We start from the raw sequence: 14,482 nt of genomic DNA on the forward strand, positions 1-14,482 counted from the left end.
CCGGAGGCGGTCAGGACGGCTTGGCCGACGCCGAAGCCGTGGGGGCCGGCGTCTTGGAGTCGTCCCGCTCCACCTTCATGAGCGCCGTCTCGGCGCCCAGAACGGTCACCTTCTCGCTGCTTCCCTTCTTGGGGATGGAGAAGGCCACCATGGAGTCGTAGGTGGCGGTCACGGTGCCGAGGATCTTCTGGTTGCCACCCATGTGAGCGGCGACGTCACCCTGCAAGGTGAGGTCGGAGCCGTCAACGGTGCGCTTGTAGACTACCGTGAAGGTCAGGGTGGTGAAGACCAGCGCCCCACCGTCCCCCTCCTCCAGCTGCAGGCCCTGGAACCCGTCCTGACCGGGAACCGCCGTCACGGTGACCTCGCCCAGGGACTTGAGATCGGTGCTTCGGGCGGCCTGGACCTTCTGACGCAGGTTGTCGTCGGGGAAGGCCTTGCCGTTCTCACCGTCGGGGTGGTTGAGCGCATCGACGTAGGAGTCGAGAACCGCCTTGGGGGTGGCGACCAGCCCGGTGGACTCGGCCGTCACCTGCTTGGCGTGCTGGGCCGACTGCTTAGTCAGCACGGGAATGCTCGCCTGCACGGCGAAACCCTGCACCCAGGCCCACACCTTGAACTGGTCCCGGGCCGAGCCCTGCTCCAGGGAGATGATCGAGACGCTCTTGTCGCCCTCCGAGGCGACCGCGGCGTTACGGGGGAAACCGACGGTCTGCCCCACTCCCCCTCCCTGGATCTTCGTGGTCATGGCGTGGATGAAGGAGTCGTTCCCGCTGGCGGAGGCGGTGGCGTACTCGGCGGCACGGATCCGCGCCGCCGGACCGGACATGACCTCCTTGAGCTTGTCCGCGTTCTTCTCCTTGTCCGCCGCCGCCAGGCCGGTCTGGACGCGCTGGAGGATCTCGGCGAGCTGCTTGTCGTTGAGGACGGGCTCGGCGATCGGCGTACCGGAGGCCACGGTCTGGGCGGTCTTGGGCTGAGACCGCGAGCAGGCGGCCAGGCTCAGGGCGATGGCGGAGGCACCGCCTGCGCTCAGAAAGGCTCGACGGGTGGACATCATGCGCGCTCCTGGTTGTCGGGGTCCGCGGTGGGGTCTGGCTCACTGAGGGGCTCGGCGTCAACGGCCTGGATGACGGAGGGGTCGGCCTGCGGAGGCAGCTCGACGCCGTCGGAGTAGGAGGGCCACGACACGGTGGTCGACGTCGCAGAGGAGTCCCCGAAGAAGCCGCTCGGGGAGAAGGCGGGGCCGCGCGCCGGCTCGACCTCCTGCTCACTCCAGCTCAGCGACGCGTCACTCACCTCCGGCTGGGCGAATCCGGTCGGCGCCTGGAGGCCGGGATCCTGCGACGGGGCCGAGGAGGCCGCGTCCTGGAACTCGGCGGTGTCGGTCTCGAAGGACTGTGCATCGTCACCGCCCGCCACGTGGCTGGTGTGGTGCTCCGGCGGTGCGAAGCGGGAGTGGTCCGGGGCGTCGGCGCCCTGGCCGGCCACCTGGTCCGCGCCCACGGCCATGTGACCGGCACCGACACCGGTGCCGACGCCGTCTCTGAGAGCCGGGGGGTTGGAGTGAGCCGACGAGTCGGAGGTGTTGGCAGCATCCGAGGTGATGGCCAGCGCCTCGCCGTCCTGGAGGCCCTCCGGCTCCCGGGCGGCCCGGTACTGCCGGGTGGCTGTCTCATCAAGACCTGGGACGACGGACGCGCCTCGGGCAAGGCCGGCAACCGCGTGGTCGCCCTGCTCGCCGTGGCTCTCACCGTAGGAGGCCGCGGCTCCGTCACCGAACCCGCTGCCGGAGCCGGCACTGAGCCCGGTTGAGGGGCCGTCGTCGTAGCCATCGGTGGGGAGGGCCTCAGCTGCCGAGGGGGCGGAGAACGTCTCGACGCCGTCGAGGTAGACGCGCCCGGTGCGCGGGTCGGTCCAGGGCTCGCCCGAGGCCTCGGCGCGCTCCTTGTTCCGCAGCTCTCGGCGGGTCAGCCGTCGGTCGGGATCGTCCACCTGGGGGATGCCCTGGGTGGAGACCGAGTCGGCGTTGGCGATGCGGGCCGCCCGCTCGGCCGAACGGGTGCGCCGATCGACATTGGTGCGGCGCAGCTGGAGGTCGATGAAGAACAGGAAGGCCCCCACGAGCACGAAGAGGCTGCCCAGGACCAGTCCCCCGTAGAAGTACCAGGGCGTCTCCACCTGGCGCTTCCAGCTGATGGTCAGGCCGGGAGCCGGGGCCTTGCCGTCGGTCATGGCCATGACGACGACCTGCTCGTCAACGCTCTTGCGCGGCAGCATGGCGCGGTCGGCGTCCTTGCCAGTGTTGAAGGTGACTGACGAGCCGCCGGTCTTCTCCCCCAGCCAGATGTCGGAGCCCGAGGCGGTCACGCCCTTGGCCTTGCGCGCCGAGCACTGCGAGCCGCCGGCCTGCGCGGAGGCTGAGGGCTGAGAGGAGGCCGCCACGGAAGGAGCGGGAGTGGCATTGGCCGGCGGGCAGTACTGGGTCTCGTCCCTGGAGGACAGGGTTCCGGCATCGGCGTCGATACTGGTGACCACCGTGTAGGGCAGCGCGTTGTCGGCGTCGGGACTCATCCAGGCGTCGAGGTCGGCCGCCCTGGCCACGAAGAGGTGGACGTCCTTGCCGTCGGAGGAGCTCGCCGTCACGGTGACGTCAGAGTCCGCACCACTGAGAACCCCGGGGGCTGTGATGACGTAGGGCTGAGAAGGGCCGGAGGCGAACTTCGCCTCGACCTTGGAGCCGGGTTTCCAGATGGTGGCCGAGCAAACGGCCAGGGCGACGAGGACCAGCCCGAGGACGGTCACTACCACGCTCAAGATACGTCGACTCACGACGCGGATCTCCTATGCTCGCGGACGGTTGGACGACGGCCGGCTGCGGAGCCGGGTATCGCTGCGAGCGCTCACCGTGCGCCCGCCTAGGACCAGAATCGCATGACGGACCCCGCGACCGCACCGACCTCGGCGCAAGATCACAGCCAGACACGCGCTGAGCGAAGCGATATCTCCCGGAATTCCGCCAGCAGAAAGGGCCTCGCCGCACCGTCGAGCGGCGCTGCGGTCTCGAAGCGGAAACGGGGTAACGCGCGAAGAAACGCGCGCACGAGATCGGACACGCCCGAGCAGTCCACCAGTGCATCCATCCGCGACTCCTCCTGCTCGGTCGGGAACCGAACCACCACCAGCTTTCTGTGAGTATGGTCACTCTTTTGTGATTACCGCCCTGATCACACCCAATCGTTAGGCTTGCCCTGGTGGTGAGCGTCCCCGGCTCGCCAGGAGGAGGAACCCGACGTGGCTGAGGAATACAGCGAGTTTGCCATCACGATGCGCGGTTACGACCGCGCTCAGGTCGACCGGAAGCTGGAGCAGCTCTCACGCCAGCTGGCCGACGCGCGTCGCGAGGTGGCCAGTCTTGACCAGCGCGCTATGACGCTGGCCGGCGAGCTGGCCGATGCTCAGCGCCGGCTGCGGGAGTCCGACAAGCCGACCTACGCCGGCCTGGGCTCACGGATCGAGCAGCTGCTGCGCAGCGCCGAGGAGCAGAGCGCCTCCGTCCTGTCCAAGGCCAACGCCGAGGCCGACGCCCTGTTGACCCGGACCCGGACCAACGCCAAGAACCTCTCCGAGCGCAGCGCCTCGGAGGCGGCGACCCTGCTCGCTGATGCCCGCCGAGAGGCCAGCGAGCTGCGCTCCCGCTCCCAAGGGGAGGCCTCGACCGCTCTGGCCAACGCCGAGGCCCGCGCCCAGGAGCTGGTCTCCTCTGCCTCGCGCAAGGCCGCCCAGATCTCCGCCGAATCCGAGGCGGCCGTCACCGAGATGCGAGCCAGCGCGGAGCGCGAGGCCGCACTGGTCCTGTCCCAGGCCCGCAAGCAGGCCGCCGAGATCGCCATCACCTCCGAGCGCGACGCCACCGCCAACCGCGAGGCGGCCGCGGCCGAGGCCGACGAGCTGCACAAGACCTCCACGGCGAAGGCCGAGGAAATCCTCTCCGCAGCCAAGCAGGAGGCCGAGCTGACCGTTGGCAAGGCCAAGCGCGAGGCCGAGGAGATCCTCACCTCGGCGCGCAACGAGTCGGAGACACTGCGTCGCTCGGCCACCGACGAGGCGGCCGCGGCCCGCGCGGAGGCCACCGAGCTGCGTCAGCAGGCCACCCTGGAGATCGCAGCGGCCCACGAGCAGGCCGCCCAGGAGGACTCCGACGCCCACGAGGCCACGCGCGAGCGCATCCGTGAGATGCAGGAGCAGGCCCAGATCCAGGCCCAGGAGGCCGAGGAGCGTCTGCAGGAGGCGTTGTCCCGGGCCGAGGAGGTCCGCGCGCGCACCGACGCCGAGGCCCGCAAGCGCCAGGAGGAGGCCGTCACCCAGGCCGAAGAGACTCTGGCACAGGCCCGCATCGAGGCCGAGCAGATCATCAGCGACGCCCGTGCGGACGCCGACGTCACCGCCCAGGTGGCCGCCCGCCAGCTCCAGGAGCTTGAGCGCCAGCGCGACTCGGTCGCCGCCTACCTCACCGAGATGCGCGGCGTCCTGGGAGGCGCACTGCCCCAGGCCCCCACCTTCTCCGACCACGTCGCAGCCCTGCCTCAGGAGTCGAGTCCGGCTCCGGCTCCAGAGCCGCCCTCCACGGAGTCGGCGGAGTCGGCAGAGCCGGCAGCGTCCGGCAGTGCCGGCAGCCCGCGCTCCGCCGCCTCGGGCAGCGCCTCCTCCGCGCCGTCGGCCACCTCGGCGGCCCCCGCGCCGGCCGCGAACAAGGCCGCTGCGGCCTCAGGCAGTGGCCAGCAGCCGGCCCCGAAGAACGCCCAGAAGGGCGGCCCCGCTCGCATCGAGCACGTCCCGGCCCCGGGGAAGAGCTCCAACGGCTCCGGTAACTCCGGCAACTCTGCCAACCGCCACCCCCGTCAGGGCAAAGGACGCCGCTGAGACGCTGACATGACAGCCGACGACGCCGCCCGGTCCGAGACCGAGTCCACCAGCTCTAGCGGTTCTGGTGACTGCGACTGGGCGGCGTCGCGTCGTCGTGCGGCCGCGCAGCGGGCCCGCATGCTCCAGGAGCGTCAGGATGCCGAGCACGCCCGGGCCGCCCGCATCGTGGGGCTCTTTCTCACCGTCGCCCGCAAGGAGGGCCTTGAGGACATTCCTCTGCGGGTGCGCGGCTACGGGGGCGGTAGCGCCCGAACCCCGTTGCGCGGCTGGTACCTGAGGGCCGACGAGACGGTCGGCATCGACACGCAGGGGAGCTACTACGTCCTGTCGATGCCGCTGAACCTGGGGCAGCGCCTGCGCGGGGTCAGGCCCGAGAGCCAACCGGTGCCGATGACCATCGGCGAGGGCGGACGCGACGGGGACATCGTGCCGCTGCGCTTCGCGCTGGACCGCCTGCTTCCGGGCTGGGAGGAGCGCTGCGAAGAACCGCTCGTGTGACTCTCAGCCCCGTTGCCCCGCTGTCTCCCGCCGGCGTCGGGCTCTACCAGAGGCGCCGCTCCCAGCATGAGGTGTGCCAGTGACGCCGCTCCTCCAGTCCGCGGTCGGCTCCGAAGAGGGACTCATTGCTCCAAGCCACCACGTGCGCGGTGCCGGCCGGGATGACGCGGTGGCAGCCGGGACAGGTGTAGGACTTGTCCCCGCCACGCAGGTGGCGCACGGTGAAGTCGGCGCCGCCGGGGCCGGTCTGGGTGCGCGGCACGGAGGCGAGACGGTCCATGCTCAAGGGGATGTGCCCCTGCCCGTAGGGGCGCTTGGATCTGCGACGTGCCATGCCCCGATCACATCACATCCGGCTGCCGTCCCCAAGCCGGGGCGGCAGCCGGATGCGAGAGCAGGCGGCAGCGTAGGACGCGGGGCGAGCGGTCCGGGCCGGCCTCAGCCCTTGACGGATCCGGCCATGAGGCCGCCGACGAAGTACTTGCCCAGCAGGATGTAGACCGCCAGGGTCGGCACCGAGGCGATGAGCGCCCCGGACATGGAGGCCCCGTAGTCGGCCAGGATCGAGCCGTGGGCCAGGTTGTTCAGCGCCAGCGTCACCGGCCCGGACTGCGCCCCACCACCGAAGAACAGGGCGAACAGGAAGTCGTTCCAGGCGGAGGTGAACTGCCAGATGAGGACGACGACGAAGCTGGGCACCGAGATCGGCAGGACCACCGAGACGTAGGTGCGCAGCATGCCGGCCCCGTCGACCCGGGCGGCCTCAATGAGCTCGTGGGGAATGGTCTCGTAGTAGTTGCGGAAGATGAGCGTCGTGATCGGGATGCCGTAGACGACATGCATGAGGATCAGCGTGTGGATCCCGAAGCCCAGGTCGGCGCTGGTCACCAGGCGCATGAGCGGGATCATGACCGCCTGGTAGGGGATGAACATGCCGAACAGGATGAGGGTGAAGACCACGTTGGCCCCGGGGAAGCGCCACTTGGACAGGACGAAGCCGTTGGCGCTGCCCAGCATCGCGGAGATGATCGAGGAGGGGATGACCAGCGCCAGGGAGCGCAGCAGCCCGCCACTGAGCTGGTTCCAGGCATTGGACCAGTTCTTGGTGACCCAGACCTCGGGCAGGTACCAGGTGCGCGAGGGATCGGCGTCGGCGGATCCCTTGAAGGAGGTCACCAGCAGGACGTAGACCGGGATGAGGACGAGGACCACCGAGGCCAGCAGCAGGATGAAGCGGACGGTCTGGCCCCAGCCGGGGCGGTGCGCACTGCGCGTCGTGAGTGCCTGTGTCATGGTCGCTCACCTCCTGCCCCTGGCGTCGTGGATGAGGTAGGGGATGACGGCGACGGCGACCAGGACCAGCAGGATCGTGCCGACGGCGGCGGCGTTGGAGTAGTCGTTGTCGGTCATGAAGTTGAACATGTCGATGGCCGGGACCTTGGTGGAGTAGGTGCGCTGGTCCGTGATCGACATGATGAGGTCGAAGGACTTCAGGGACATGTGTCCGATGATGATGACGGCGCTCAGGGCGATCGGGGTCAGCTGGGGGAAGATGATCGACTTGTAGAGCTGCCACTCGCTGGCGCCGTCGACCCGGGCGGCCTCACGCAGGTCGTCGGGAATGCCACGGAAGCCGGCCAGGAAGAGCGCCATGACGTATCCGGCCAGCTGCCACACGGCCGGCAGCGCGATGGCCAGGATCCCCCAGGTGGTGTTCTGGGTCCATGAGTTCTCCAGGAACCGCAGGCCGGTCATCTCGAACAGGCGGTTGAGCCCGGAGGCGCTCTCCCCCTGCGCGGAGTTCAGCAGCCACCGCCACACCACGCCCGAGGCCACGAAGGACACGGCCATGGGGAACAGGAAGATGGAGCGGAAGATCCCCTCCCCCTTGATGGGGCGGTCCAGGAGCCAGGCCCACAGGAAGCCGACCACGAGGGTGCCGGCCAGGAAGGTGACGGTGAACAGGATGAGGTTGATGAAGGAGTGGCGGAAGTCCGGGTTGCCGAACAGGGTCGTGAAGTTGCTCAGCCCGACGACGGTGGTCCCCCTGCGTCCGGAGACCTGGCCGGCGGTGTGCATGTCCAGCAGGGAGGTGTTGATGTTGATGCCGATCATCCCGTAGACGAAGACGCCGACGAGGATGATCGAGGGCGAGATGAGCAGGAGGCCCGGGCCCCACTGCCTCCAGCTCGCCCGACGGCGCCGCACGGGGGCGCTCTTGGTGCTCACAAGGTTCTCCTGATGCGTAAGTGACGGAAGGGTTCCGCCTGTCGTGGTGATGAGCGCCGGCTGGGTGATCGGCGGGAGGGTGGCCCCGGGGACGGGGGCGGACCGGAGCGGGCGCACGGCCCGCCCCCGTCCCCGGGGAACCGGTCAGGAGGCGGCGGCCGCCTTGAGGTCGGCCTGCAGGGCGGTGACGTCCGAGGCGCCCTGGGCGAACTTGGTCAGGGCGTCGTTCATCGCGTTGGTGGCCTTCGACGGCAGGGCCGCGCCGTGAGCGATGGAGGAGACGATCTTGTCCTTGGCGAAGGACTCCATGGCCGAGCGCTGGTAGTCCGAGAACTTGGCCTTCTCCTCGTCGGTGAGGTCGGTACGGGCCGGGATGGAGCCCTTGACCGTGTTGAAGGCGATCTGGCCGTCCTTGGAGGAGATGGCGTTGAGCCAGTTCTTGGCACCGCCTGGGTGCTTGGCGCCGTCGGGCAGGGTGAAGGAGTCGGCCAGGAAGTCGAAGACGCCGTCGGTGCCCGGGACCGGGAAGTAGACGTAGTCCTGGCCGGCCTTCTTGCCGGCGGCGTCGAAGCCGGCCACGGCCCAGTCTCCCATGACGTTGAAGGCGGCCTTGCCGTCCATGATGGGCTTCATGGCGGGCTCCCAGTCCTCGGTGTAGAGGGAGGAGTCGGTGAAGCCCACGATGGTCTTGTAGTGCCCCAGCGCCTTGGTAACCTCGGCACCGCCCCAGTCGGTCTTGCCTGCGAAGAGCCCGTTGTAGGCGTCCACGCCCAGGTCGGCGATGAGGATGGTCTCGAGCAGCTCGAGCTGGGTCCAGGCCATGCCCATGGTGATGGGCGTCAGGCCGGCGGCCTTGACCTTCTCCATGTCGGCGATCCAGGCGTCGATGGTGGTGGCGGGCTTGGTCGGGTCGAGCCCGGCGGCCTTGAGCGCGGGCACCGAGGCCCACACGACGTTGGCCCGGTGGATGTTGGAGGGCACGGAGTAGATCTTGCCGTCGGAGTCCTTGAGGCGGTCCATGAGGGTGGCCGGGAAGGCCTCGTTGAGCTTGAACTCCTCGTAGAGGCTGGAGACGTCCAGCAGGTAGCCGGCCTCGATGTGGTCCTTGATCTCGGCGCCGGCGTGGGCCTGGTAGGTGTCCGGCGGGTTCTTGGCGGCCAGGTCCGCGGCGAGCTTCTGCTTGGCCTGGCTGCCGGCGCCGCCGGAGACGGCCTTGTTCTCGAACTTCGTCTTGGGGAACTGCTGGTTGAAGACCTTGATCAGGGCGTCCAGGCCGAGCTTCTCCGAGCCGGCCGACCACCAGGTGACGACGTCGACCTGGCTGGCGTCCCCTTCACCGGCGGCTCCACCGGACTTCGAGCCGGAGCTGCCGGAGGTCGCGCAGGCGGCCAGGGTGGCGGCGACTGCAGTGGTTCCCAGCCCTGCCAGCACGGCGCGGCGGGAGAGGTAGTGGGTGGGACGCATGGGACTGCTCCTTAGAAACGACGGTGTCTCATGACCACGGCACCGTTGCCGCGGGCTGGGAGCTCAGATGTTGTCTAGTCATCTGAACTCCCCAGGAGAGTAGACCTAAACTGAGCGAAACTCAAACACATAGTGCGTAAACAATCATTGTACTGGTCGTGAGCTACAGGTCTATACCAGCAATGACGGAGATTCATTCCCCACCCCATCCGCTACAGACGTGAAAAAAGTCCTCGCCGCTCAGGTGAGCGGCGAGGACCATAGGGCAGAAGCGGAACAAGGACTCACGGTCCCCCCGCGCCCCAGGGTGGTCCGTACCAGGAACGGGTCGGGATCGAGCGGGCCGTCAGGGCGAGCCCGGGCGCCGATCCGGAGGGCTGGAGGGACTCAGATGAGCCCCATGGAGGCCACCGTGCTCTTCTCCTCGACGAGCTCGGCCGCCGAGGCGTCGATCTTGGCGCGGGAGAAGTCGTCGATCTCGAGACCCTGGACGATCTTCCACTCACCGTTCTCCGAGGTGCAGGGGAAGGAGGAGATGATGCCCTCGGGAACGCCGTAGGAGCCGTCGGACATGACCGAGGAGGAGGTCCAGGACCCGGAGGTGCCCAGCACCCAGTCGTGCACGTGGTCGATGGCGGCCGAGGCGGCCGAGGCGGCCGAGGAGGCACCGCGCGCGTCGATGATGGCGGCGCCGCGCTTGGCGACGGTCGGGATGAAGTCGTTCTCGACCCAGGCCCGGTCGGCCAGGATGTCGGTGATGGGGGCGCCTTTGACGGTGGCCTGGGTCAGGTCGGGGTACTGGGTGGAGGAGTGGTTGCCCCAGACGGTGACCTTGTCGATGTCAGTGACGTGGCAACCAGCCCTGGTGGCCAGCTGAGCCAGGGCGCGGTTGTGGTCCAGGCGGGTCATGGCCGTGAAGCGCGAGGGGGGGATGTCGGGGGCGTGCGAGGCCGCGATGAGAGCGTTGGTGTTGGCGGGGTTGCCCACGACGAGCACCTTGATGTCCTCGGCGGCACCAGCGTTGAGGGCCTCGCCCTGAGGGCCGAAGATGCCGCCGTTGGCGGAGAGCAGGTCGGCGCGCTCCATACCGGCCTTGCGGGGCATGGAGCCGACGAGGAAGGCGATGTTGGCGCCCTCGAAGGCGGCCTTGGGGTCATCGAAGATGTCGACGCTGCCCAGGGTCGGGAAGGCGGAGTCGAACAGCTCCATCGCGGTTCCCTCAGCGGCCTTGACGGCCGGCGGGATCTCCAGCAGGCGGAGGTTGACGCGCTGGTCCGGGCCGAGCAGGGCACCGGAGGCGATGCGGAACAGCAGGGCATAGCCGATGTTGCCAGCGGCACCGGTGATGGTGATGTTGACGGGAGCGTTTGCCATCGAGGACTCCTTCGAGACGTGTGTCGTCGCGGGCCGCAGGCGGCAGCCCGGCAGGACAACGCTATGACGTTCGCGCAGGTGAACACACCGATCCACCGTATTTCGTGACTCTCACCACTGCCTGGGGTCATGGAGGTGGGATTCCTCCTGGTAGCCCATCATCCCGAGGAGATACTCACCACCCCTGACAACATCCCGTCCTGGTCGATACGCTGGAGGCCTCCCCCAGCCCATTTCTCGTTTCCAGGACCGTGATGAGCTCACGCCGATCCCCCGCGCCCATCCTCGCGCCACTGCGCCGCGGCTCCGCGCCCCGCCCGACGGTCTCCTCACCGGCCGGGCGTCGCGCAGGCGCCCTCTCCTTCGGCCTGACGCTCCTGGGCGCCCTGGGAGCCGGGTGGTGCCTCATCTCCACCGGACGCGCCCTGGGCGCCCTGCTGAGCTCCTTGCCTGCGGCGGGCCTGCTCGCTCAGGCCCTGGCCGCGGCCGCCGTGAGCGCCACCTGCCAGCTGCTGGCCCAGCGGGTCGCCCGTTTCAGTGCGCTCACCGAGGAGGCGCACCTGCGCCGACTCACCCTGGCTCATCTGCTGGGGCTGGGGCCGGCGCGCGCCGCCGACGTCCGCAGCGGCGCGACCGCCTCCCTGCTGACCGACGGCGCCGAGCGCGTGGCCCTCTACCGCCAGACCTTCCTGGCCCCCACGCTGGCTGCCGCAGCGGCGCCCCTGCTGGTGCTCGTCGAGCTGGCCGTCGTCGTCGACGTCGTTCCCGCTCTGGTCCTGGCAGCGGCCGTCATCGTGGTGCCGGTCTTCATCGCCTGGTGCCACTCGCGGCTGCGGGCCTCGTCGTCGGAGTCCCGACAGGCGCGGATGAGTCTGGCCGCCGAGTACCTCGACGCGATCCAGGGTCTGCGGACCCTCACCCTGGCCCGGGCCGCGGAGCGCACCAGTGCACGCCTGCGCCTGGAGGGGGAGTCGAACCGCCGCGCAGTCATGGGGCTGCTGGCGGGCAACCAGCTCGTCATCCTGCTCACCGACGGCCTGTTCTCGCTCTTCCTCATCACCGTGGCCGCTGGTCTGGCCCTGCTGCGACTGTCCACCGGCGTGATCGATGTCGGTGACGCCTTGGCGATCGTCCTGACCTCCTACGTGCTCCTTGAGCCGCTGGACCACGTGGGCGCCTTCTTCTACGTGGGCATGGGCGGGATGGCCAACCAGCGCGCCATCGGCAGGATCCTGTCGCGCCCCCTGCCTCGCTCGACCGCTCGTCCCGGGGCCACGGTCTCCACCCCGACGGCCGCTCAGTCCTCCATCGTGCTCGACGACGTCGAGGCCGCCTGGGACGCCGACCCGGTGCTGGAGGGCGTCAATCTGAGCGTGCGCCGCGGCGAGAGCCTGGCGGTGGTCGGCCCCTCGGGGGCGGGCAAGTCGACGCTCATGGCGGTGCTCGCCGGCGATCTGCTGCCCAGTGGCGGGTCCGTGTGCGTCGAGGGCACCGAGCTGAGTGCCGCCACGCAGGACGAGGTGCGCTCGGCCTCCGCGCTGGTGGCGCAGACGACGTGGCTGTTCACTGGGACGATCGCCGACAACCTGCGTCTGGCCCAGCCCTACGCGACGCCGTCGCAGTTGTGGCAGGCCCTGGAGGTGGCCCGCCTGGACAAGGAGGTGGCGCTCATGCCCGACGGGCTGGAGACGCAGGTTGGCGAGGCCGGTCTGGGGCTGTCGGGCGGTCAGGCCCAGCGCCTGTCCCTGGCCCGCGCCTTCCTGGCCGACCGCCCCGTGCTGCTCCTGGACGAGCCCACCAGCCAGGTGGACCTGGCCAGCGAGGCGGCCATCGTGGAGTCCCTTGAGCAGCTGGCCCAGGGCCGCACCGTCGTCACCATCTCCCACCGCGTCGGGGCGCTGACCGCAGCGGACCGGACGGTGAGGGTCGAGGGCGGGATGGTCCGAGAGGTGGATGGAGCCGGGACGCCCAGATCCGCCGGCGCGGCGCCCGCTCAGGAAGCCACCGGGGCCGACGGGTCCTCCCCCGAGGCCACCGACGGCGATCACCAGGAGGAGCGGGCATGATCCGATCGATCCAGTCGAGACGGTCCTCGGCGCCCCACTCAAAGGCAGCCGGCGACTCGGGGCAGCGCAGCGGGACCGGCCGGGCCGATGCCTCCACGCAGGTGCCTGTCTCCCGGGCGATGCTGGTGCGCTGGCTGCTCCAGGTCACCCGCCCGGTCCTCTCACCACTGCTGGGCTCCACCCTGTGCCGTATCACTGACATGCTGTGCGGCGTGGCCCTGTTCTCCTTGGGCGCCTACGCCGTGGCCCGTACGGGTCTGGCGATGGCGACTGACGCACCGGTGCCGGCCATCTGGCCGGTCCTGGCCGTCATGGCGGGGCTGTCCCTGCTCAAGGCGGCCCTGCGCTACGCCGAGCAGTTCCTGGGGCACCTGGTGGCCTTCAAGGCCCTCGAGCTGCTGCGCGGCCAGATCTTCCGCTCGCTCATCCCCCGCTCCCCCAGGGTCAGCGCGACGTCGCGCTCGGGCGACCTGCTGTCGCGGGCCACCAAGGACGTGGACCGGATCGAGGTCTTCTTCGCCCACACCTTCGCTCCGGCGGTCTGCGCCGTCGTCGCGCCGATCACGGTACTCACGGTTATCGGTCTCAAGGTGTCCTGGCTAGTGGCCCTGGCAGCGCTCCCCTTCGTGGTGCTCCAGCTGCTCATCGTGCCCCGCCTGGGGTTCGCCACCTCGGTGGATGCCTCCCGCTCGGTCTCGGCGGCACGAGCGGATCTCACCCAGCACGTGACCGACACCGTTCAGGGCATGAGCGAGGTCGTCGGGTACGGGCGCAGCCAGGAGCGTCTTGATGAGATGGCCAGGATCGACGCCGAGATCGCCGGTGCCGCACGGCCAACCGGGCAGTGGGCCTCCGTACGCCGAGGCCTCAACCAGCTGGCGAGTCTGAGCGCGCCGATCGCCGTCGTCGCCGTGGGTGCGACGCAGCCCACGACCGGCGCGGGCGCAGGCGTCCCCCTCCTGGCTGCGGCGGCCGCTGCGGTGCTGCGGCTGTCCGAGACAGTGCGCGGCGTCGAGGAGCTCTCGGGCGCCCTCAATGCCTCCTTCGCCTCGGCTGAGAGAGTGTGGGAGGTCGTCAACGCACCCGTGGAGGTGCGCGACGGCGATGAGGAGCTGACCGCCGGCATCTCCCACGAGGTCCTGTGGCAGGACGTCACCTACTCCTACCCCAACACCGCCACTCAGGCCGTCCGCGGCGCCAGTGTCAGGGCCAGGGCCGGACGGTGGACCTGCATCGTGGGGGCCTCCGGAGCGGGGAAGTCCACACTGGCCCAGCTGGCGGTGCGCTTCGATGAGCCGGACTCGGGCCGCATCCTCATCGACGGCCAGGACGTGAGCGACCTGCGTGCCGTCAGCCTCTACCAGGAGATCGGTCTGGTGGATCAGCGGATCCACCTCATGCGGGCCACCATTGCGGACAATGTGCGCCTGGCGGCACCGTCGGCCACAGACGCCCAGGTGCGCCGGGCGTGCCGAGCGGCCTGCATCGATGAGGACATCGAGGCCCTCGAGGACGGTTACGACACCCTTGTGGGCGAGCGCGGCCAGTCCCTGTCCGGGGGCCAGCGCCAGCGCCTGGCACTGGCCCGCGCGCTCCTGGCCCGTCCCGGGGTGCTCATTCTCGATGAGTTCACCTCGCACCTGGATCCTGACCTGGATGAGCGGGTGCGCATCGGGGTGCGCACCTATCTTCCGCAGGCGACGATCATTGAGATCACTCACCGCCTGCAGTGGTCCGAGCAGGCCGACCACGTCGTCGTCATGGACGCGGGGGCGATCGTGCAGACGGGGCCGCCGGCCAAGCTCCTGACCGAGCCCGGAGCGCTGCGCACACTGATCGGCCGTCGTTGAGACAGCGGCGGGCGCAGGCGGATTCAGGCTGAGACACTGGTCGGGCGCCGGGAGTCGATTGACTCCCGGCGCCCG

General features: G+C 69.7%; 12 protein-coding genes. 4 read left to right on the top strand and 8 right to left on the bottom strand.

Annotated elements, in window-relative coordinates:
* Positions 1–10 precede the first annotated feature (10 nt).
* From HMPREF2883_RS05470 to HMPREF2883_RS15070, 3 genes are all read right to left on the bottom strand, one after another.
* Positions 11–1,060 carry a DUF8094 domain-containing protein gene (locus tag HMPREF2883_RS05470; RefSeq protein WP_070659499.1) on the bottom strand — a complete coding sequence of 350 codons (1,050 nt, stop codon included), beginning with the start codon at positions 1,058–1,060 and terminating at the stop codon, positions 11–13.
* Complete coding sequence (locus tag HMPREF2883_RS05475; protein WP_070659501.1) at positions 1,057–2,832, bottom strand: hypothetical protein; 1,776 nt, start codon at positions 2,830–2,832, stop codon at positions 1,057–1,059. The genes HMPREF2883_RS05470 and HMPREF2883_RS05475 overlap by 4 nt, the downstream gene beginning before the upstream one ends.
* A 140-nt stretch (positions 2,833–2,972) precedes the next feature.
* A complete protein-coding gene (locus tag HMPREF2883_RS15070; RefSeq protein WP_176747151.1) occupies positions 2,973–3,143 on the bottom strand; it encodes a hypothetical protein in 171 nt (56 codons plus the stop codon).
* A gap of 151 nt (positions 3,144–3,294) precedes the next feature.
* Between HMPREF2883_RS15070 and HMPREF2883_RS05485 the strand changes: the two genes are divergently transcribed.
* Together HMPREF2883_RS05485 and HMPREF2883_RS05490 are read left to right on the top strand one after the other, a co-directional pair.
* Entirely contained in the window at positions 3,295–4,923 is a 1,629-nt protein-coding gene (locus tag HMPREF2883_RS05485; protein ID WP_070659505.1) for a DivIVA domain-containing protein, read from the top strand.
* Positions 4,924–4,932: 9 nt separating this feature from the next.
* Positions 4,933–5,424, top strand: a complete 492-nt coding sequence (locus HMPREF2883_RS05490; RefSeq protein ID WP_070659507.1) for a hypothetical protein — start codon at positions 4,933–4,935, stop codon at positions 5,422–5,424.
* A gap of 43 nt (positions 5,425–5,467) precedes the next feature.
* On the opposite strand, the gene HMPREF2883_RS05495 is transcribed toward HMPREF2883_RS05490, so the two are convergent.
* The 5 genes from HMPREF2883_RS05495 to HMPREF2883_RS05515 all read right to left on the bottom strand — a co-directional run bounded on the left by HMPREF2883_RS05495 (position 5,468) and on the right by HMPREF2883_RS05515 (position 10,491).
* Positions 5,468–5,758 (bottom strand): hypothetical protein, encoded by a 291-nt coding sequence (locus tag HMPREF2883_RS05495; protein ID WP_070659509.1) that lies wholly within the window; start codon positions 5,756–5,758, stop codon positions 5,468–5,470.
* A 104-nt stretch (positions 5,759–5,862) separates the two neighbouring features.
* The gene (locus tag HMPREF2883_RS05500; protein WP_070659511.1) at positions 5,863–6,717 is read right to left on the bottom strand and encodes a carbohydrate ABC transporter permease; all 855 of its coding nucleotides are present in this window, start codon (positions 6,715–6,717) and stop codon (positions 5,863–5,865) included.
* 6 nt (positions 6,718–6,723) lie between these two features.
* Positions 6,724–7,653, bottom strand: coding sequence for a carbohydrate ABC transporter permease (locus HMPREF2883_RS05505; RefSeq protein ID WP_070659513.1), 930 nt, complete (start codon positions 7,651–7,653; stop codon positions 6,724–6,726).
* A gap of 144 nt (positions 7,654–7,797) precedes the next feature.
* Positions 7,798–9,117, bottom strand: coding sequence for an ABC transporter substrate-binding protein (locus tag HMPREF2883_RS05510; protein WP_070659515.1), 1,320 nt, complete (start codon positions 9,115–9,117; stop codon positions 7,798–7,800).
* 387 nt (positions 9,118–9,504) lie between these two features.
* Positions 9,505–10,491, bottom strand: coding sequence for a malate dehydrogenase (locus tag HMPREF2883_RS05515; RefSeq protein WP_070659517.1), 987 nt, complete (start codon positions 10,489–10,491; stop codon positions 9,505–9,507).
* 254 nt (positions 10,492–10,745) lie between these two features.
* On the opposite strand from HMPREF2883_RS05515, the gene HMPREF2883_RS05520 reads away from it, so the two are divergent.
* Both HMPREF2883_RS05520 and HMPREF2883_RS05525 read left to right on the top strand, forming a co-directional pair.
* Positions 10,746–12,557, top strand: coding sequence for an ABC transporter ATP-binding protein/permease (locus HMPREF2883_RS05520; protein WP_070659519.1), 1,812 nt, complete (start codon positions 10,746–10,748; stop codon positions 12,555–12,557).
* Complete coding sequence (locus HMPREF2883_RS05525) at positions 12,554–14,407, top strand: amino acid ABC transporter ATP-binding/permease protein (protein ID WP_070659522.1); 1,854 nt, start codon at positions 12,554–12,556, stop codon at positions 14,405–14,407. The genes HMPREF2883_RS05520 and HMPREF2883_RS05525 overlap by 4 nt, the downstream gene beginning before the upstream one ends.
* Positions 14,408–14,482 lie beyond the last annotated feature (75 nt).

The organism is Actinomyces sp. HMSC075C01 (assembly GCF_001812965.1).
GTDB classification, from domain to species: Bacteria; Actinomycetota; Actinomycetes; order Actinomycetales; family Actinomycetaceae; genus Actinomyces; species Actinomyces acetigenes.